We start from the raw sequence: 19,801 nt of genomic DNA on the forward strand, positions 1-19,801 counted from the left end.
AGTGTGGCAGATCCTCGGTATGGGGAATCCATGTCATTCGTTAGGGCTCTCCGGATAATAAAAGGAATATACATGTCAGATTTACCAAAAAGTATTCAAGTTATTTTTGAAAATAACCCCCAGCTCAAGGAGTTAATACCCAATCCTACTTTGGTGTCAGATTCATCATTCGTATCTGCTTTTAGTCAAAAGCTAGGGCGTTCGTCTGTAGTTGAAGAGGGGGAATGCTTTTATAAAGTTGTCTTTAAGAAAAACTCTTCCAGAGAATTAATGACAATTAATAGTGGGGAGTTGAAAGGGTTGCTTACATCTACATGTATTGAGAAAGGGAAAATCAGTGATGTTGCAGGGCTAGAAAAGGTAGAACTAGATAACCAATCAGATCTAATGCCGACTTTGTTAGGTATTAGCCTTTATGGCTCTATTCAAAATAATTTGTCTTATATTTCTCACTTATGTGTTGATATTAGAAATCACCAGATTATTGAGGAGCAGGCACGGTTTGAAAGGATTTCAGAAACTATAGTAGATAGTTTTAAAAGTATTCCTGACATAGCACTAGACAGGTCAATGCGAGATGTATACTTATCTCGCATAGTAAAAAATAATGACGATTGTTATGAGATGTATATTTCTCAAAGACAGGGATTTAATGACCTTATTGAGTCAGAGCCACGAGAGTATTCTACGGGATTCCGCTATTATTACACAATGCATAATGGTCAGCGGTTTTATCCGGATCAGTTCTTCGAGAGTAAAGTTTTAGCTCACCCTGTATTTTCAGTTTTTGAACGTTTGGTAGCTGGGAGAATTTGCGAAATAGTTCTAAGTGGTAATTATTCAGATAGCAATATTCAAAGGCATAAAGACTTCATAAGTCGGGTTCAGACTGAACTAGAAAAAATCATGGAATATCGCCTTAATGCATTTCATAGATTTACGGAAGATCAAAAAAGAAAAATTGAAGAAGATTTGAGTTTGTCTGGTTATGATCGCAAAGAACTAAATGATCAATTAGTGGAGCATATTGGCTTTGTTGATCGAATAGAAAACAAAGTATCTGGTTTGTTAGAAGCGAAACTAGATGGCTTTAATATTTTAGCTCATCTAATGGAACAAGATGAAATAGATGTATTTTTAATCGATGGCAAACTGCTTGTAAGTAATACGGAATTAAGCCCTAACAAATTGCTTAAGAGCGATTCGTAACGCGTGGCATTTTTACTGTGCGGTGGCTTTTGTGGTTAAGGCGCTGTGCGGTAACTCTTATATTGCGTTACTCACACCTTAGCAAGGCGTTATGCCACACTAAAATTTTCAACTACAAAGGTGAAGTTTGAAATGGGAAAAAACAATAAATTCACATTAAGTTTGCCTAATAATGTGAATGGTTTATCTGAAATAGAAACGTTGAATAGTCTACTATTTATTGGTGCCAATGGTTCAGGGAAAACTCGATTAGGAACATGGGTTGAATTTAATTCCCCACAAAAAGAAAAAGTACATCGTATATCAGCTCAAAAATCATTAGCTATGCCAGATAGTACAACTCCGCGTTCTATTGATGAAGCTGTTTCCGACCTTTTATTTGGTTATCCAGATGCGATTAATCAATCTAGTCCTTCGTCTTATAAACATTCTAACCGTTGGCAAAGAAAACCTGCAAATACAATGCTAAATGACTTTCAAAAACTAATGGTCTACTTGTTCTCAGATCATACTGAGGAAAGCGCTAAGTATCTTGCTGAGTCAAGGTCATCGAATGAACGAGTAGCACCTCCGACTACTAAATTGGATAGAGTTAAAGAAGTATGGGAGAAAATTTTACCTCATAGAGAACTAGTCCTAGGTGGTTTAAGAATTCAGACTAAAGTGAAGAATGATGCAGCATCAGTTTATAACTCATCGGAAATGAGTGATGGAGAACGAGTCATTTTTTATTTGATTGGGCAATGTTTATCGGCCCCTACTGATGGCATTATTGTTATTGATGAGCCAGAATTACATTTACATAAATCGGTACAAGCGCCATTGTGGGCTGAAATTGAGCGGCAAAGGCCTGATTGTTTGTTTGTATATCTAACACATGATGTTGATTTTGCTGCATCTTTTAAAGATGCTAAAAAAGTTTGGCTAAAATCATATGATGGAAATACCTGGGACTGGGATATAGTACAAGAAATAGATAATTTACCTGAAGAATTATTGATCGAGATTCTTGGAAGTAGAAAACCTATTGTATTTGTTGAAGGAGAAACGGGTAGTCATGATACGACATTATATCGAATGTTATTAGATGACTATTTAGTCATACCAAGAGGTTCGTGCTCTCAAGTTATAGAGTCGACTAAGGCTTTAAGAAACAGTCAGCAACTCCACCATTTATCAGCTTATGGCATCATCGACCGTGACAGAAGGGTTGACGATGAAATTGCTTCTTTAGAAGAGTACGGTGTTTATACTCTAAAAGTTGCAGAAGTGGAAAATTTATTTTGTACAGAAGAAATATTGGCAATAATAAGTGAGCGTTTAGTACGAAATAAAGAGGATGACTTTTCAGAGATTCGTACATTTATCATATCACGCTTGAAATCTGAGCTAGAAAATCAGATTTCGTTAAGAACAGTAAGTGAAATAAAGTTTCGTTTGAACTTGTTTGATGATAAAGCAAAGGGTATTGATGGCTTAGAAACAGCTCTGGTTGGTTTAACTTCATCAATAGATGTTCCGTTTATTTATAAGCAAAATGAATCGTTATTTGAACAGATAATATCGACATCAGATTATAAATTACTCTTGAAAATTTATAATAGAAAGTCACTACCTAAGCAAATAGCCCAAAAAGTAGGCTTAAAGAATGATGAATTGCCAGAGTTTGTCATTAGAATGGCAAAAAGTGGTTTAGTGGCAGATGTGAAAAGAGCACTGAAACCTTACTTTGGGGGGTTTTCAAAATACATGGCATAACAAAGTAATCAACACGATTTACTACATTCGCCATTCTGGGTTTGTCTTTAGTTTCAGTGGTTAAGGCTGTAAAATTCAGTTTGGTCAATGTCGTAGTAAACGTGTTATTGCGGCGTAACACAAAATCAGGCTATTGCTCAAAATTGCTATTTGAACTATTATTTGTACATTAAATTGTACCATAGGGAGTTCAACATGAGCCGCATCCATTTTGATCAAGATATTCAGCCTTTGTCTGAATTTCGTGCTGGCGTGACGTCATTTATTAAACAGATTAACGAAACTCGCAGACCACTAGTTATCACACAACGTGGTAAGGGTGTTGCGGTTGTCCTTGATGTTGCAGAATATGAAGCAATGCAAGAGAAGATCGAGTTACTGGAAGAAATGCGTACTGCTGAAGCACAATTAGCTTCAGGTTTAGGTGTTTCCAATGAAGACGCTCGTGCTCAAGTGCTGGGGCGTCTTAATAAATGAAAGTAGTCTGGTCACCACTAGCATTACAAAAGTTAGGTGATGCAGCCGAGTTTATTTCACTGGATAATCCAGTGGCGGCAGAAAACTGGGTTAATGAGGTTTTTGATAAAACTGATTTACTCTCAAGTATGCCTGACATGGGGCGAATGGTTCCTGAGCTGCCTCATACCAATTACCGTGAAATTTTGTTTGGTCACTATCGCATCATATATAGCCTTAGCCATGAAATTCGCGTCCTCACAGTACGAAATTGTCGTCAGATACTAACGGAAAGTGACGTGTAGCAATTGTGTTATAACAATCAATTTAAGAGGGATTCCCAACGCTTGGCATTTTTGCTTCTACTTCAAATTTAGTGTTTATGGCACAATGCTTTAGGTTGGGTGGAGGCGTTGTTCACCCCTTAATTGGGCTAGTTAGTTGCCCAGAGGAAGTAATCAATCCATTGGGAACTTTTGTTTCTGGTGGAGTACGCGCATAATTCGGATAATGTCGCCTTCGATCCAATAGGAGACGATCATTGAAATCTCAGGAATTATAAGTAATCGCCCACGAATGCCGTCTCTCTGTACACCCATTAGAGGCTGCTCAAGCAAGTTTTCTACTTTTGTTTCAATGAGGTTGTCAGCGTTTTCTGCCGCATCAGGGTTGAAGTCATAGATAAACTCAAAGATCCTTTCACGATCATTGAGTGATTCTTCTTCCCATAAAATCATTGCTTACCTCGATTACGTATTCTGGCTTTGCGTTCTTCCATTCGAGATTTAGCAGTTTGGTGTTCAACGAAAACGGATTCTCCTGAGTCAAACTTCTCAAATGCTAGGTTTACTTGTTCAGTTAGCCATGCATCGTGAGATAATGTTTGTCTTTGTTGCTCAGCGAGTTGCTCAGTAAGCTCACGGCAAGCACCACTCAGTGTGCGACCTTGGCTCTCAGCCATCTGTTGAGCTAGGCGTTTTGTTTCTTCATCAACACGAAATTGAATTCTAGTGTCCATGATGTATTCCTTTATTGGTGTGTGTACAAATGTTAGCACTCACCTTTGAGATGGGCAACTGACAAGCTACTATGGCGCCAATAACTAACTTTTGGTGCTATGTTTCATCGCACATAGTCCCATATCTCATCAACCATTGCAGAACGTTAAATGATAGGTCACCACAATCTGTAGAGGAAAGTGCATTGAAGTTAACCAATAAACTCGTACGTTACCCGCACATTGATGTTGATCGTGCGTTTGAAAAAGAAGCTGAATTATTGCAGCAAATTCAGGCGGGTGAGATTGGACAAGCCTTAATGCTGTGGCAAGCAAAAACGCCGACACTCGTTTTGCCCGCAGGTAAGAAGTGGCCAGTGACGGTCGAGTCTAGAAAGCAACTCGCGGCACAAGGCTGGCAACTCACCTCACGTAAAACGGGTGGTGCTCCCGTTCCCCAACTGCCGGGGATCATTAACTTATCGCATATTTACCATTGGCCTCGTGATGAAGCCTACAACATCCAAAAAGCGTATCTACATCTGTGCAATGTCTTAACCCTGTTTTTTAAAGAACTGGGCATCGATGTGGATGTACACGCGACTCCCGGTTCTTATTGTGATGGTGACTACAACCTCAATATCAATAAACAAAAAATAGTGGGCACGGCGCAGCGTGTTTTGCTTAAACAAGGGGGCGGCCAAATCGTACTTTCGCAAGCTTGTATCTTGTTGGATGTCGACCTAGAGAACATCGTTGCACCCGTAAATTTTTATAATCAAGTTTGTGGAAATCCAACCGTGGTGGACGCGCAAGTTCATACTCCGTTGTCCGCACATCTGACAACTCTACCCAACGTAGACTCACTCTTTCGGCAGTTAAGCCAAGCTTTCATCAAGCATGCGTGATACCAACCTTTCGTTAACGCCAAACTAATTTGCCGATGGTAGAACGATTTCAATACTATGTGTCGATGAGAACGAATGGGTTGAACTTAAGGCGGTGAGAACTTTATAATGTTACTTGTAACATAATAAAGAGTTCAAATAGTTATGACAGAACAGCAGAAGAAAACTCGAACCACACTTCAAGATGTTGCAGACAAAGTGGGGGTCACAAAGATGACCGTCTCTCGTTACATGCGCAATCCCGATTCAGTCGCAGCCAAAACTCGTGTTAAAATTGCAGCGGTTATTGAAGAGATGGGATACATCGAAAACAAAGCGCCAGCTATGCTCTCTAAATCGTCGAGTAAAGCGATCGGTATCTTGCTCCCTTCGTTATCAAACCAAATCTTTGCCGCGTTTGTTCAAGGTATCGAAACGGTTACTAAAGAGAATGGCTACGAGACGTTGCTTGCTCACTTTAGCTATGATGCTGTGGAAGAAGAGGAAAAGATTGCTTCGCTGCTTTCGTATCAAGTTGATGGGTTGATATTGACGGAAAGCCACCACACCCCCCGCACGTTACAGATGATCAAGAATTCAGGTGTTTCTGTTGTTGAAACGATGGAACTCCCAACCAATCCGATCGATATGGTTGTTGGCTTGGACCATATTGATGCTTCTTACCATGTCGTGAAGCGAATGATTGAAGCTGGTAAACGCTCTATTGCTTACTTTGGCGCTCGATTGGATGCGCGAACCAAGTTGCGTTTGCAAGGCTATGACAAAGCGATGTATGAGGCTGGATTAGAGCCTAAACACGTGTTGACTGAACAGCACTCTAACTTCTCTTTGGCTGAAGATCTGCTTGATCGCGCTCTTGCGGATTACCCAGATCTAGATGGCGTGTTCTGCACCAATGATGACATCGCGATAGGTACCTTGCTCATTGCCCAGCAACGTGGAATCCAAGTGCCGCAACAGCTATCTGTGGTGGGCTATAACGCGTTAGATATCGGTCAAACCATACGCCCAAAACTGACTAGCGTGGATACGCCACGTTATGAAATAGGTAAGAAAAGTGCCGAGCTACTGCTTGCCCGATTGAAAGGTGAGCCAGTCACGGAAACGGTAGTGGATATGGGCTATCGCATCACGGATGGCGAAAGCGTTTAACCAAGTATGGTGGAAACGGAAAGGGGCATCGAAATGATGCCCCTTTTGCTTTTACATTTAAGCGATGACACAGTTAGACGATAAAACTCGCCCCTTGTTCTGCACTCGAAACGCTTTGGCGCATCACGCTAAATAGGTTGCGCCCCATGGTTTGCTGGTTAGCGTCTACCTCAAACACCTTCGCTTGGCGAGACTGCATGTCGTTGAGGTTATTGAGTTCGCCACTCGCGCAATCTAAGCGCAGGATATCGCCTTCGCGAACAAGCCCAATAGTTCCTCCTCGAATGGCCTCTGGTGAGACATGAATCGCGGATGGGATCTTTCCTGAGGCTCCAGAAAGGCGCCCATCAGTAACCAGAGCCACTTTAAACCCTTGTTTCTGAACATTACCTAGAATCGGCATAAGCTTGTGCAGTTCAGGCATACCGTTCGCAGCTGGGCCATTGTTTATTACCACAACAATGCAATCTTTGTTGAGTTCACCTCGTTGATACGCAGCTTCTACCTTATGTTGGCAATCAAAAACTACCGCAGGTGCTTCTATTACACGTTGCTCTTCTGCAACCGCTGACACTTTAATCACTGCGTTGCCAAGGTTCCCTGAAAGGACTCGCGTTCCGCCTGTGCTTTGGAATACCTGTTCTTGGCCTGCAATTACCTCTGCATCTGCCGACTGTTTGCACTTTTTCCACGTTAGCTTTCCATTTTCAAGTTCTGGAATACTCATTTGATCTTCAAACGAGCCAAAGGTAGGTGTGACATCTCGGTGCAGTAAGTTGGCTTGATCTAAACGGCGTAACAGCGCGGGAACTCCTCCTGCCGCTTGGAACGCATTCATATCTGCTGGACCGTTGGGATAAACTCGAGCAAGTAAAGGCACCACATAGGATAGATCGCTGATGTCTTGCCAAGTCAGAATAAATCCTGCTGCGCGTGCTACCGCGACCATGTGAATGCTGTGGTTGGTACTGCCACCTGATGCGAGTAGGGCAACAATGCCATTGATTAAGCTTTTAGCGGTAAAGACTTCAGAAAGTGGGCGGAAGTTTGCGGCTTGTGGTGTCATTGAAGCAATTTCAATGGCGGCATGCTGAGTGAGTGATGCGCGCAATTCAGAGTCAGGGTGAATAAACGCTGAGCCCGGAAGCATCAGCCCCATCGCTTCAAATACCAGCTGATTGGTATTGGCTGTGCCGTAAAAAGTGCAGGTGCCCGCTGAGTGATAAGCGTTGCACTCCATATCCAGTAAGGCACTTTTTCCTACCTTACCAGCCGCGTATTCTTGGCGAATATGTACTTTCTCATCATTGCTGATGCCCGTTGCCATCAAGCCCGCCGGAACAAAAGCGGTGGGTAGATGTGCAAAAGAGAGCGCGCCCATCAGTTGTCCTGGAGCTATCTTGTCGCAAATACCAAGTAATAGGGTTGAATCAAACACGTTGTGACTCAGTGAAAGAGCGGTCGATTGAGCAATCAAGTCCCTTGAAAACAAAGACATATCCATGCCTGGTTGGCCTTGAGTTACCCCATCGCACATCGCGGGAACACAGCCCGCTACTTGAGAGGTGTGGCCGAACTTAGCTAACGCCTTTTTGATCTGATCTGGATAGTGTTGATACGGCTGGTGAGCGCTTAACATATCGTTGTAAGAGCTGATTAACGCCACATTGGATTTAGTGAGATCAAGAATCGAGCGTTTCTCATCGGAGCAAGAAGCTGCGACAGCATGAGCCAAGTTGCCGCAAGAAAGCCCTTTACCACCTTTGCCAGCAGAGGCTTGGTGTTGGGTTCGGTTTAGAAACGCTTCATGAGTCTCTTTGCTTCGTTCAATTAATCGTTGAGTCACCGCTTGGATGGTTGGAAGGGTCATGCTGTTTCTGCCTCATCAGTCATTGAAAGCACAATCGCAGCACAGTCCACAACGTCATCAATATCGCCATCAATGCTGATGACAACCGTATCTGGCTCGTGATCGGGTCTTTCTAATGTTTCGAACTGGCTTTTAATCATGTTCTCTTTCATGAAGTGGCCTTGGCGCTGACGCATTCGATGCAAGATCAGGTCAATGTTGCCATCTAAAAAGAGAAAGGTGAGGTTTTTGTTCCCTTCGCGAATTTGGTCGCGGTACTTCTTCTTCAACGCAGAACACACAATAATGCCGTGCTCATTTTTACTTTCTAGGCTGTACGCTGCATCACGAACGCGTTCCAGCCATGGAATGCGATCATCATCATTAAGAGGTTGGCCTGACGCCATTTTTTGAATGTTTGCTCGAGGATGAAGGTCGTCACCATCAATGAACTTACGCCCAAGTTTTTTTGCCAACTGCTCGCCTATCGTGCTTTTCCCACAAGCACTGACACCCATGACGATGACACTACTACCAGCCATAACTCAATCCTCTTAACAAATTTGCGCGTGATCTCAATTTTGAACATCGCTTGTAAATATGGCTTTATCTTATAAGCGTTACCGGTAACATGTTACCGGTAACTTAAGGAAGTGTGATGAAGGACACAAAACAACAATTCACAACAATTGTGATTGTTTTTGCATCCTACTGACGGAAAATTAGTCACATCTCACTATATTCGCGTTTAAAAATCACTGGAAAGAGATCTTTGGGGGATAAAATGGCCAACGATTACCGCGCAATTGCGAAATCTGTTGTTGAGCATCTTGGGGGCAAGACAAATGTGGCTGCCCTAACACACTGTATGACTCGACTACGATTCGTTTTACACAGCCAAGATGGCGTCGATATTAACAAGCTAAAAGCACTGAAAGGTGTGATGGGTGTTGTTGATAATGGAGACAAAGTACAAGTTATCATTGGTAACGAGGTATCGTATGCATACAAAGAAGTGATGGCGCTTTGTGAGCTATCCACTGTATCTGAGTCAGAGGTTCCTGCTAAAAAAGAGAAGCTAACGGCTAAGTCAATTGGTGCGAAAATGTTGGACGCACTGGTTGGTACCATGTCGCCTCTTATCCCAGCAATCATTGGCGCTTCAATGGTCAAACTGCTCGCCATGGTACTTGAGATGCTGGGCTGGGTTGAGCCAAATGCACCTACCTTGATTATCTTGAAAGCGATTGGCGATGGCGCCTTCTTCTTCCTACCGGTTATGGTTGCCGCTTCCGCATCGATCAAATTCAAGACCAATATGTCTCTTTCCATTGCGATTGCCGGTGTCTTAATCCACCCGAACTTTATGGAATTGATGGCGCAAGCAGCAGAAGGCAAGCACGTTGATTTCTTCGGTATCCCAATCACGTCAGTGAAATACACCTACACGGTTATTCCTGTACTTGTGATGACTTGGGCTCTTTCTTACATAGAACGTTGGGTAGATAGCATTACCCCTGCTGTGACTAAAAACTTCCTGAAACCTATGCTTATCGTATTGATTGCAGCTCCGGTTGCTATCGTACTTATCGGTCCATTTGGTATTTGGGTTGGTACTGCACTTTCAGCGCTTGTTTACACAATTCATGACACATTAGGTTGGTTGTCGGTTGCTATCATGGGCGCACTGTGGCCTCTACTTGTTCTTACTGGTATGCACCGTGTATTTACTCCAACGATTATTCAAACCATTGCTGAGACGGGTCGTGAAGGTATGGTTATGCCTTCAGAAATCGGTGCCAACCTCGGTATGGGTGGTGCGTGTCTGGCTGTTGCTTACAAAACCAAAAACAGCGCACTAAAGCAGACATCATTAGCCGCAGGTGCTTCAGCTATCTTCGCCGGTATCTCTGAGCCTGCATTGTACGGCGTGCTTGTTCGTCTGAAACGTCCACTTATCGCAACAATGATTACTGGTTTTATCGTAGGTGCATTAGCGGGCATGGGTGGCCTTGCGAGTCACTCGATGGCAGCACCAAGCTTGTTTACGAGTGTTCAGTTCTTCGATGTGAATGACCCAATGAGTATCGTTTGGGTGTTCGGTCTGATCGCATTGTCTATTGTTCTGTCATTTGTTCTAACCCTAGTTTTAGGCTTTGAAGATGTTCCAGAAGATGATGCCGATGAGAAAGCAACTTCAGAGTCAGCAAACAAAGAAGCTGGTAAGGCAGAAGACAAGCCGACAGTAGTGTCCGCGTCTTAATTAGAATTGATTAATTTATTCAGTCACCTTACTTCAGCGTAAGGTGACTTTTATTGTTTCCGAGGTATTCGATGTCAAACATTCAATTTCCCGAAGATTTCTTATGGGGCGGCGCTATTGCTGCAAACCAGTCTGAAGGCGCTCACTTAGCGGGTGGTAAAGGCCTAACAACCGTAGATATGATCCCTTATGGTGAGAACCGCATGCCAATTAAGCTTGGTCAGGTTGATAAGGTGACGCTCAGCGAAGACGAGTTCTACCCAAGCCATAACGCGATAGACTTTTATCACCGTTACAAAGAAGACATCGCCTTGCTGGCAGAGATGGGATTTAAAGTCTTCCGCGTATCCATCGCTTGGAGCCGAATCTTTCCAAAAGGTGACGAGCTAGAGCCGAACCAAGCTGGCTTAGATTTTTACCGTGATGTTTTTGAAGAGTGTAAGAAATACGGTATTGAGCCGCTCGTTACCTTGTGCCATTTCGATGTGCCTATGCACTTGGTCAACGAGTATGGTTCGTGGCGTAATCGTAAGATGATTGAGTTCTTTAGCCGTTACGCGAGAACCTGTTTCGAAAACTACAAAGGCTTGGTGAAATACTGGTTAACTTTCAACGAAATCAATATTTTACTAGCGAGCCCGTTTTCTGGTGCTGGATTGTTGTTTCAGGAAGGCGAAAATCACGATCAAGTGAAGTACCAAGCAGCTCACCATGAGCTAGTAGCAAGCGCTTTGGTAACCAAGATTGCCCATGAAGTTGATGAGCAAAACCAAGTGGGTTGTATGCTGGCGGGCGGTAACTTCTATCCATATTCATGTAAGCCAGAAGATGTGCTGATGGCTATGGAAAAAGACCGCGAGAACCTGTTCTTTATCGATGTTCAATCGCGTGGTTACTACCCATCTTATGCTCAAAAAGTGTTTGATAACAAAGGTGTGGTGCTTGAAACACAAGATGAAGATTTCGAGATTCTAAAGAACACCGTCGATTTCATTTCTTTCAGTTATTACGCTTCACGCTGTGCTTCCGCTGATATGAATGCAGGAAATACGAGTGCAGCGAACGTCGTTAAGTCCATCAAAAACCCTCATCTTCCAGCAAGTGATTGGGGCTGGGTCATTGACCCTACAGGTCTTCGAATTACGATGAACACACTCTATGACCGTTACCAGAAACCACTTTTCTTGGTAGAAAATGGCTTAGGTGCTCGTGATACCTTGGATGACAATGGAGAAGTGAACGATGATTACCGCATTGATTACCTTCGTCAGCACATTGTTGCGATGCATGAAGCAATGGAAGACGGTGTACCATTGATGGGTTACACACCTTGGGGTTGTATCGATCTTGTTGCGGCGTCGACCGGAGAGATGAGCAAGCGCTATGGGTTTATCTACGTGGACAGAGACAACCTAGGCAATGGTACGTTAAATCGTATTCCTAAAAAGTCATTCCACTGGTACAAAAAAGTGATCGCAAGCAACGGCAGCGACTTGGCTTAATTTGTCTGTTTGATAATGAGAGAAATGAACAATGAAAACAATTGAACAGCGACTCAGAGATATTCGCATCGTTCCGGTGATCGCCATTAATGACGTTGCTCAGGCTGTACCACTGGCGAAAGTGCTGGTTGAAAATGGTTTGCCTTGTGCTGAAGTGACATTTCGTACAGAAGCGGCAGCAGAGTCGATTCGTTTGATGCGTGAAGCCTACCCTGAGTTACTGATTGGCGCAGGTACTGTGCTGACTACAGATCAGGTGGATACTGCCATTGATGCGGGTGTTGATTTCATTGTTAGCCCAGGTTTGAATCCAACCACAGTCAAATACTGTCAGCAAAGAGGGGTTACGATTGTTCCTGGAGTGAATAACCCAAGCTTGGTTGAACAAGCAATGGAAATGGGGCTTAAGACACTAAAGTTCTTCCCAGCAGAGCCATCTGGCGGTGTCGCAATGTTGAAAGCGTTGACGGCTGTTTACCCGGTTAACTTTATGCCTACAGGCGGTGTAAGCCCAGCGAACGTTGAGTCTTACTTAGCACTGAAATCAGTCGTTGCCTGCGGTGGAACTTGGATGGTACCGACAGACAAAATGGACAAGGGTGATTGGGATGGAATCGCAGAATTAGTCCGAGCGGTCGGCTCCAGATAGTTCGATAGAGAGATACATAGCTAGAAAATGAAAGGGCCAGCTGACACTGGCCCTTTTTGTGGCTGCTTCAAACGATGTAGAGGTTACTCGTTACCAAGCAAAGGTTTTAATGACGTTTTGCTTAGTGATTGGGTTATGCGCGATGTCTTGATTAATCTTATCAAGAAACGGCTTACGAGCCTGAGGCAACATGCCACGCATTGGTGAGATGTTATTGCCGTGGTCACCCCAGTAGTAGCAATCGAAATCTTCTAGGTTTTCGAGCAAGTATTTTTCTTCTTCCAGAATCTGCAATGGCGTTGGTAAAACAAACTCGCCACGGTTTACTTCTTTTTCCAATACCGATCCCGGTTGAACGGCTAAAGCCATCGGTGCAATCGCATCTGGCTGCATGATGTTCAACAAGCTGGTGGTATTAATCGCATGCTCTATAGAACGCTCTTTGCCGCCAAGGCCAAAGATGAAAGAAGCCAGTACCTTGATGTCTGCTTCACGGGCTAGGTTCATTCCTTCAATCGCATGCTCACGCGTCATGCGCTTTTGAATGCGTTCAAGCACAATTGGGTCACCGGACTCCAAGCCAGAATAGGCCATGCTTAAACCTGCCGACTTAATCTCTTTTAATTCAGACAAGCTCTTACGACGGAAGTCATTGAACCCCGAATACAGAGAAATGTTCTTGCTCTCTGGGAAGGTGATCTTGATGTAATCCAGAATCGAAATCAGCATCTCGGTTCTAATAGCCATCACGTTACCATCGACCAAAAAGATAGATTCAACATGCGGGTAGATTTTTCTCGCCGCATCAATATCTTCAAAGATGTCTTTGATGTCTCTTACTTTGAAACGCTTATCATCAAACATCGTGCAGAAGGTACACTGGTTATTACTGCACCCCAATGTTGTCTGGATGAGTACGCTCTCTGCTTCCATCCAAGGACGATAAACTTTACCTTCAAAACGCATAAATGCTCCTCGGCCGTAGCCTGTGTTGTTTCGACGGGGGCAAGTTTAGCAATCTGCATCTTGGGTGATAATTGGGCAAAGCGGGGAATCAGTATTAAAGAAATCTTAATAATCGAAAGAGCGCGCAGTTCTTTGTCTGTATGGATAGAACTGCGGCTTGGATTGTGTGTGTGGTGGTGGGGGGGAGTGTTAGTGGTCGTTTTTTACTAATGAATGATCAGTGCGTAACGCACAGCTTTTCTTCGAGCAATTGATCAAGCACGGTCACCAGCTTGTGGTTCTTGGTGTTGTCTAATGCGTCGGCGTGCGGGTCTTTGAACAACCCAGAATCATTATCAAAATATTGACCAGAAGCGTTGGCAAACTCATCACTGAGCGCAGCACGACAAAGAATATCGGCTCCAATCGCAAGGTCGTTGCCATCAACGCCATAAGCATCTTTTACTAATTTACTGCCAAGGAAAGAGGCTGGGTTTACAGGGATAATTGCAGTGCCTTTGTCTAAAAGAGTATTGGCTAATTCGATGGACCACATCGTTAGCGCGAGCTTACTTTGTGCGTAAACCGGACCATCCAGTTCACCTGCATTCGGACTGATTAATGCATCTAAATCTACGGGTGCTTGGGCTGCTGAAGATAGGTTGACGATACGACCTGTCGCATCAAAAAGAGGAAGCAGCTTTTGTGTCAGGAGATACGGCGCAATGGTGTTTACGACAAAACGCACATCAAGATTGTCTGGAGTGGTGATGTCCGACACTTTATACACACCTGCGTTGTTAATGAGTATATCGAGTCGTTTGTGATCGCTTTTGATTTGGGTTGCGAGCGCCTCAACTTCGGAGAGCGTCGATAGGTCTGCGATGTAGCTTTCGATGATTGCATTCTTAGACAGGCGAGACAGAGCGGTCACGACTTTATTGACCTTAGCTGGGTTGCGGCCATGAATTAGAACATGGTGCCCTTGCTGCGTTAGTGCTTTTGCGGTCTCTAAACCAATGCCATCCGTGGCACCTGTGATCAGAATTATTTTTTGCATATTCCGTCCTTCAAAAAATAGTTTGAACAACGTTATAACAAAGATTAATGACACATAGTTGCATTTGGCTCACAAGCTGAAGACTCAAATGTGAGTCTATGGGGCAAATAATGACCATTTTAACACTTGGTGGTTAACCGTTGGCGTTTAACGATTAAGTAAGACAATGGGTCAGTTTGTGACTGACCCAAATTAAGAGAAGTGACCGAGTTACTTGATGTCTTGAACGTTCATAACCAGAGTTTCCCAGTTACGTTGGTTTTCCATATCGTGCTCTAGGCCTTGCTCATCGGCAATTTGGAAGCGCTTAACCGCAGGGGTTTTGCTCGTAGCTTGATACAACCAATAAGCTTCCGCTTTGAGTGCTTCGGCTTCGTCAGCATCAAAGTCTCTTGCCCTTGAACATTCACAGTACCGAAGTCAAAAGTGACGGTAAGAATCCCATCCTCGGCTTGAGCTTTAAACGTTGTATAACCTTGATATACCATTTCCATATTCCTTCTGAGAGATTTCATTTCAGCCTATTCAGTGTGAATGCGACCTAAATTCAGGCTAGCGAGGAATGTTCGAACCAACAATTAACCATTAAACGAAACACTATTAACGAATTATTAAGAGTGTTGGCGCGTTTGATAATTTCAATTTATTCAGTGTCTTAGATGGATATTTTAACGTTGAAGGTATCTTGCTAATTCGATTGTCAACGAAATCTAAAAACTCATTCCTTGTCTGGCGCTCTTATCCTTTTCATTTAGCTTCGTATACTGCTCAACTAGGTAATTAGCCCCAAGGTACAGACAAGAGTGAACCGACTTATGCAGATGAGATCCGCGACTTTGAAAACCATTATTGAGAAAACGCTGCCACTGACGCTGGGTGTGTTTGCGATCATGATGGTTCAATTGGTCGATTCGATCTTTATTGGTCAGCTAGGGGTGAATGAATTGGCGGTTCACGGTATCACCTTGCCATTTCAAGCAGCGTTTACCGGGGTTCAAGTGGGCATCGGTGTGGCGGCAACGTCCATTATTTCTCAAGCGGTAGGGGCAAAAGAACAACGTAAATCTACTTCAATTGCGACGCTGTCGGTTGGATTTGGAGTGTTGGTGATTGCTTTGATCTGCATAGGGCTGATTGTTTTTAGCGATTCTGTTTTTGCGTCGTTTGTGAATGATGTCTCTGACGCTCAATACCAATCCATGCTGTCTATTTTTAATGTGTACTGGCCACTGTGGTTGTTCAGTGCATTGATGGTGGCGGTGCTTTATCTGGCCACCTGCGTTTATCGTGCCAATGGCGATACCAAAACAACCGGAAGCATGTTCTTGGCTGCTAGCGTGATTAACCTAATTCTCGACCCTATTCTGATCTTTGGATTGGATATGGGCATCGCAGGGGCGGCGATCGCATCGAGCATTGGCTACGCTTTCGGCGCAATCTACATGCTAATCAAGTCTCGCGGCAAAGGTTGGTTTGGCTTCAATGGCGCGTGCAGTAACCGAATCAAAGGCTACAGTTTTGAGTTATTCAAGACGGTAATGCCAACCACTGCGAATCAGATATTACCTGCGGTCAGCGCGTTCTTCTCAATGCTATTGATTGCGAGAATCGGAACCGATGAGATGGCTTTTTGGAGCTTACTCGCCCGTGTTGAAAGTTTTATGCTGGTGTTTTCTCTTGCTCTGACGATGTCTATCCCGCCTATGATTGGTCGTTACCTAGGGGCGCAGCAGCGATGCAAAATCCCAGAGCTATTGAATACAACAGCGAAGTTCTTATTGGTTTTCCACACCGTGATGGCAACATTGTTGGCGCTGTTTAGTGGCTGGATTATTCCTGTTATCTCGGAAGAACAAAGCATACGCAGCTGGTTTGAAGTGACCTTGTTATTGATACCGTTCAGCTATGGGCCGCTTGGGCTTTGCATGTTGGTTGCGTCGGTCTTTAATGCCTTGGGTGTGCCGCGTAAAGCTTTGAATGTCTCTTTCCTACGCTTGTTTGTTTTCTACATTCCCGCTTTATGGATCGGCTCGATAACCGGAGACATGGTCAATGCGGTTATTGCTGCGACAGTCGCCAATGTTTTAGCGGGCGCTTTTGCATGGTTTAAGCTTAATGCCTATATTAAAACTCACATTATTCCCCGTGCCGCTGCGGCCAATAAGCAGCGTGTACTCAGCGCAGGCTAGCCATTATTGATGAACATTGAACATCTAAAATTGTTTGTGCGACTCGCGTCTACGCACAATATAGGTCAAGCAGGACAAGAGCTTGGGTTGTCACCTCCGGTAGCCAGTATTCATATCGGAAAACTCGAAGAGAGCCTAGGTGCTATCCGCGTCGATCACGGTGAAGCGGTAAGGGATGTATGTGTCGATGGCTTGGGCATTGCCATGTGCGCGAGTTGGATAGCATACAAGCAGCTCGCGGAAGGTTCGCTGGTTGAGGTGTTGCCGGATTACCCTTTAAAGGATGAGGCGGCTATCTGGGCGGTATACCCGAGTGCTCAGTTACTTGCACCAAAGGTGCGCGTATTTATCGATTACTTTGTTCAATATTATGGTTCACCTTCTTATTGGGATTGCGACGTAAACGGGCAAACTCAGTAATCTATCAGCTTCAACAAATTATCAGTTTTATTAAGCTCTCAGTCTCAGTAATAGAGCAAACGCAGTAGCGTTCAAGAAGCACTCATTGATAACAAATAAGAAAGCCCCGACCAAAAGGTAGGGGCTTGTTTTTATGTTCTTTATAGAACGTTTTTCTAGCTAACTGCTGTTGTTTTTATTTAGTGTATCTGGCGTTTAATGAGCGTGTACCGCTGAATCTTGGTATAGCTCTGCATCAACTTCTTCGCCTTTGTTTGGACGCGGTACAATCTCAAAAGAGGTGTCAGCTTCTGTCAGTGAAGACAGCAGTTTGTTAAGTGATGTCTTATCACCTTTCACGCCTGCTTGTCCGTCTTCTAACAGTTTTCCAAGGCTTGTTTTCTTAAGCACGATGTCAGACACGTCAGACTTATTGATGATCAGTGTTGTATCGGCGTCTTGTAGCTCGCTCACTTGAATATTGTTCAGGTTACCGTTAGACATTTCAACGTAGTAGAACTCTTGCACGTCTGGTAGCTGAATATTCAACGTAAATGGTGTTTCTTGTGCTTTTAGCGAATCCACTTTAACTGCTAAGTAATCCAACAAGTTCTCAATGGTCATGTTCGCTAACACATCCGGAGATGCAGTCTTTGGTGCGCCCGGTTGTGTTCCAATGCGAAGCTCTTGAGCGCCGGTTAGATAGATGTTTCTCCAACCTGCACCTTCTGATTGATAACCCAACTGCTCGTAAGTATCAGCCAATAAGCCGCGTGCAACTTTGTTCTCTGGTTCAGCTTGAATCACCTTATTCAGTGCAGTTGCAACGAAGCGGTATTCACCTTCTTGGAAATCTTGCTGCGCTTTTTCAATCACAGCGTCGCTGCCGCCCATGTACTCAACAAACTTCACTGACTCTGGCTTGATTGGTAATGGGTTTAGGTTAGCTGGGTTCATGTCGAAGTAACCAAGGTACATGTTGTACACAGCGCGAGCGTTGTGAGAGTAAGTACCGTGGTAACCGTTGGTGTGCCAAGACTGTTGAATACTGTCTGGCATTACCTTGTAAATCTCGTCCCCGATGTCTTGTAGAACCACACCGTTATTGGCTAAGCGAAGCGTTTGGTTATGAGTAAAACCGTAAGCGTCACGCTGCATTTTTAGGTAATCAGAGATCTCTTGTTCACCCCAAATTGGCGATGAGTGAGACGCAAACAACACCTCTGTTTCTTCGCCCCAAGTGACTAACATCTCGTTGATCTTCTTAGACCATTTCAAGCCGTCACGTACTTTAGCGCCACGCAGCGTGTACAGGTTGTGCATGCCTTGGTAGGTCAGTTCGCCAGTCCAAAGTGCTTTCATGCTGGGAATATACGTCACCATTTCAGAGGCCGCTTCGGTACCTGAAGCATCCATGAATTGCATTTCTAGGCCGTCGATAACCAGAGTTTCAATTTCTTCGTTATGGTTCAGCTCGTAGTCTGGCAGGACGTAAGTAATGCTACCGGTTGATAGGCCTTTCGACAGTGCTGCATCCACAATACCGTGTTCATGTCGGTTCAGCGTTGCGCCATATTGATAAGCGGTACGACGAGACATTGCATTACCCGCCAATACGTTTTCGTCGACGATCTCTTTAGTAATGTTTTTCGAACCGTACACTTTTACATCTGGGTATGCGTCTTTGATTGCTCTTGCGCCACCAAAGTGATCAGCGTGCGAGTGAGAGTAAATCATTGCTACGACTGGCAGTTCGCCGCCATCAGGCACATTGTTTTTGAAGAATTTTAGAGATTTAGCGGCCGCTTCTTTGGTAAGAAGTACGTCATAAGCGATCCAACCGTTGTCACTACGAATGAAAGAGATAGACGCTAAATCCGCGCCTCGAACTTGGTAAACTTTACCCGGAACAACTTCATATAAGCCTTCTGCTGCTTGGTTCAATACCGCTTGGCGCCACAGTGAAGGGTTTACTGAATCTGGTGCTTGGTCTGCATTCGTCACACTTGGGTCGATAAAGTTAAAGCTATTGCGAATGATGTCGCCCGTCTCTTGGTCGAAGCTAGCAATAAGGCCCTTGTTGTTATTGTCGAAAGCGCGAGTGTCGGCAAAGTTAAGTGTTTTTGCGAACTCTTGGTTTGCCTTAGTCGTCATCTCGGTTGCGCTTTTGCCACCTTGGTCGCCAATTTCGCTGAAGTGTGCGTGGTCATGGTTAGCTGCAATTGCCGGGAATGCGAGCGAGATAGCCAGGAACAGTGATGCATTTTTGAACGTGCGAGAAGTTGTCATAAGAGCCTCTTCATTTCAGAATTTTGTTTCGTTGAGGCGATTATAGGAATAAGACATATAGCAAAAAATAAAGTAAGCTTTATTTAATACATCACGATTGGCTATGTATTGAATCATGCAATGGTTGGGCGACGAAGACGAATCCTGACCTATGATTGATTAAGACCACATTGACA

At 44.0% G+C, this 19,801-nt stretch carries 18 protein-coding genes and 1 pseudogene; 11 read left to right on the plus strand and 8 right to left on the minus strand.

Annotated features, from left to right (window positions below):
* Positions 1-72 precede the first annotated feature (72 nt).
* The 4 genes from AB4185_RS01080 to AB4185_RS01095 all read left to right on the plus strand — a co-directional run bounded on the left by AB4185_RS01080 (position 73) and on the right by AB4185_RS01095 (position 3,728).
* The gene (locus AB4185_RS01080; protein ID WP_102332346.1) at positions 73-1,209 is read left to right on the plus strand and encodes a hypothetical protein; all 1,137 of its coding nucleotides are present in this window, start codon (positions 73-75) and stop codon (positions 1,207-1,209) included.
* 132 nt (positions 1,210-1,341) lie between these two features.
* The gene (locus tag AB4185_RS01085; RefSeq protein ID WP_372134681.1) at positions 1,342-2,967 is read left to right on the plus strand and encodes a DUF4435 domain-containing protein; all 1,626 of its coding nucleotides are present in this window, start codon (positions 1,342-1,344) and stop codon (positions 2,965-2,967) included.
* A gap of 195 nt (positions 2,968-3,162) precedes the next feature.
* Positions 3,163-3,444 (plus strand): type II toxin-antitoxin system Phd/YefM family antitoxin, encoded by a 282-nt coding sequence (locus tag AB4185_RS01090; protein WP_017046278.1) that lies wholly within the window; start codon positions 3,163-3,165, stop codon positions 3,442-3,444.
* A complete protein-coding gene (locus AB4185_RS01095; RefSeq protein WP_017064044.1) occupies positions 3,441-3,728 on the plus strand; it encodes a type II toxin-antitoxin system RelE/ParE family toxin in 288 nt (95 codons plus the stop codon). Before AB4185_RS01090 ends, AB4185_RS01095 begins: the two co-directional genes overlap by 4 nt.
* Before the next feature lie 153 nt (positions 3,729-3,881).
* On the opposite strand, the gene AB4185_RS01100 is transcribed toward AB4185_RS01095, so the two are convergent.
* Together AB4185_RS01100 and AB4185_RS01105 are read right to left on the minus strand one after the other, a co-directional pair.
* Entirely contained in the window at positions 3,882-4,160 is a 279-nt protein-coding gene (locus AB4185_RS01100) for a type II toxin-antitoxin system mRNA interferase toxin, RelE/StbE family (protein ID WP_017059447.1), read from the minus strand.
* On the minus strand, positions 4,157-4,441 hold the full coding sequence (locus tag AB4185_RS01105; protein WP_017059448.1) for a hypothetical protein: 285 nt from the start codon (positions 4,439-4,441) through the stop codon (positions 4,157-4,159). The genes AB4185_RS01100 and AB4185_RS01105 overlap by 4 nt, the downstream gene beginning before the upstream one ends.
* A gap of 185 nt (positions 4,442-4,626) precedes the next feature.
* Here AB4185_RS01105 and AB4185_RS01110 point away from each other — a divergent pair, with 185 nt between their 5' ends.
* Both AB4185_RS01110 and AB4185_RS01115 read left to right on the plus strand, forming a co-directional pair.
* Entirely contained in the window at positions 4,627-5,328 is a 702-nt protein-coding gene (locus AB4185_RS01110) for a biotin/lipoate A/B protein ligase family protein (protein WP_372134683.1), read from the plus strand.
* A 144-nt stretch (positions 5,329-5,472) separates the two neighbouring features.
* Complete coding sequence (locus AB4185_RS01115) at positions 5,473-6,480, plus strand: LacI family DNA-binding transcriptional regulator (RefSeq protein ID WP_017059450.1); 1,008 nt, start codon at positions 5,473-5,475, stop codon at positions 6,478-6,480.
* 73 nt (positions 6,481-6,553) lie between these two features.
* On the opposite strand, the gene edd is transcribed toward AB4185_RS01115, so the two are convergent.
* On the minus strand, positions 6,554-8,350 hold the full coding sequence (edd, locus tag AB4185_RS01120) for a phosphogluconate dehydratase (protein ID WP_372116333.1): 1,797 nt from the start codon (positions 8,348-8,350) through the stop codon (positions 6,554-6,556).
* Positions 8,347-8,871, minus strand: a complete 525-nt coding sequence (locus AB4185_RS01125; protein ID WP_017059452.1) for a gluconokinase — start codon at positions 8,869-8,871, stop codon at positions 8,347-8,349. The genes edd and AB4185_RS01125 overlap by 4 nt, the downstream gene beginning before the upstream one ends.
* 242 nt (positions 8,872-9,113) lie before the next feature.
* On the opposite strand from AB4185_RS01125, the gene ascF reads away from it, so the two are divergent.
* The 3 genes from ascF (at position 9,114) to AB4185_RS01140 (ending at position 12,743) form a co-directional block, all read left to right on the plus strand.
* On the plus strand, positions 9,114-10,592 hold the full coding sequence (gene ascF / locus AB4185_RS01130) for a PTS cellobiose/arbutin/salicin transporter subunit IIBC (RefSeq protein ID WP_017064040.1): 1,479 nt from the start codon (positions 9,114-9,116) through the stop codon (positions 10,590-10,592).
* A 71-nt stretch (positions 10,593-10,663) separates the two neighbouring features.
* Complete coding sequence (locus tag AB4185_RS01135) at positions 10,664-12,094, plus strand: 6-phospho-beta-glucosidase (RefSeq protein WP_017067568.1); 1,431 nt, start codon at positions 10,664-10,666, stop codon at positions 12,092-12,094.
* Between the two features lie 31 nt (positions 12,095-12,125).
* Entirely contained in the window at positions 12,126-12,743 is a 618-nt protein-coding gene (locus tag AB4185_RS01140) for a bifunctional 4-hydroxy-2-oxoglutarate aldolase/2-dehydro-3-deoxy-phosphogluconate aldolase (RefSeq protein ID WP_102398561.1), read from the plus strand.
* A 90-nt stretch (positions 12,744-12,833) separates the two neighbouring features.
* Here the strand turns inward: AB4185_RS01140 and AB4185_RS01145 are convergent, their stop codons facing one another.
* The 3 genes and pseudogenes from AB4185_RS01145 to AB4185_RS01155 form a co-directional block, all read right to left on the minus strand.
* Entirely contained in the window at positions 12,834-13,709 is an 876-nt protein-coding gene (locus AB4185_RS01145) for a radical SAM protein (RefSeq protein WP_102320417.1), read from the minus strand.
* Between the two features lie 217 nt (positions 13,710-13,926).
* Complete coding sequence (locus tag AB4185_RS01150) at positions 13,927-14,748, minus strand: SDR family NAD(P)-dependent oxidoreductase (protein ID WP_102428080.1); 822 nt, start codon at positions 14,746-14,748, stop codon at positions 13,927-13,929.
* Positions 14,749-14,958: 210 nt separating this feature from the next.
* Positions 14,959-15,117, minus strand: a pseudogene (locus AB4185_RS01155) (enoyl-CoA hydratase/isomerase family protein); the annotation flags it as partial.
* 446 nt (positions 15,118-15,563) lie between these two features.
* On the opposite strand from AB4185_RS01155, the gene AB4185_RS01160 reads away from it, so the two are divergent.
* Both AB4185_RS01160 and AB4185_RS01165 read left to right on the plus strand, forming a co-directional pair.
* Positions 15,564-16,937 (plus strand): MATE family efflux transporter, encoded by a 1,374-nt coding sequence (locus AB4185_RS01160; protein ID WP_372134686.1) that lies wholly within the window; start codon positions 15,564-15,566, stop codon positions 16,935-16,937.
* A gap of 9 nt (positions 16,938-16,946) precedes the next feature.
* Entirely contained in the window at positions 16,947-17,357 is a 411-nt protein-coding gene (locus tag AB4185_RS01165) for a LysR family transcriptional regulator (protein WP_017059460.1), read from the plus strand.
* A gap of 195 nt (positions 17,358-17,552) precedes the next feature.
* Here AB4185_RS01165 and AB4185_RS01170 read toward each other — a convergent pair whose 3' ends face one another.
* The gene (locus tag AB4185_RS01170; protein WP_372134688.1) at positions 17,553-19,625 is read right to left on the minus strand and encodes an alkyl/aryl-sulfatase; all 2,073 of its coding nucleotides are present in this window, start codon (positions 19,623-19,625) and stop codon (positions 17,553-17,555) included.
* Positions 19,626-19,801 lie beyond the last annotated feature (176 nt).

Source organism: Vibrio sp. 10N.286.48.F5 (genome assembly GCF_041469785.1).
Lineage (GTDB): Bacteria > Pseudomonadota > Gammaproteobacteria > Enterobacterales > Vibrionaceae > Vibrio > Vibrio crassostreae_C.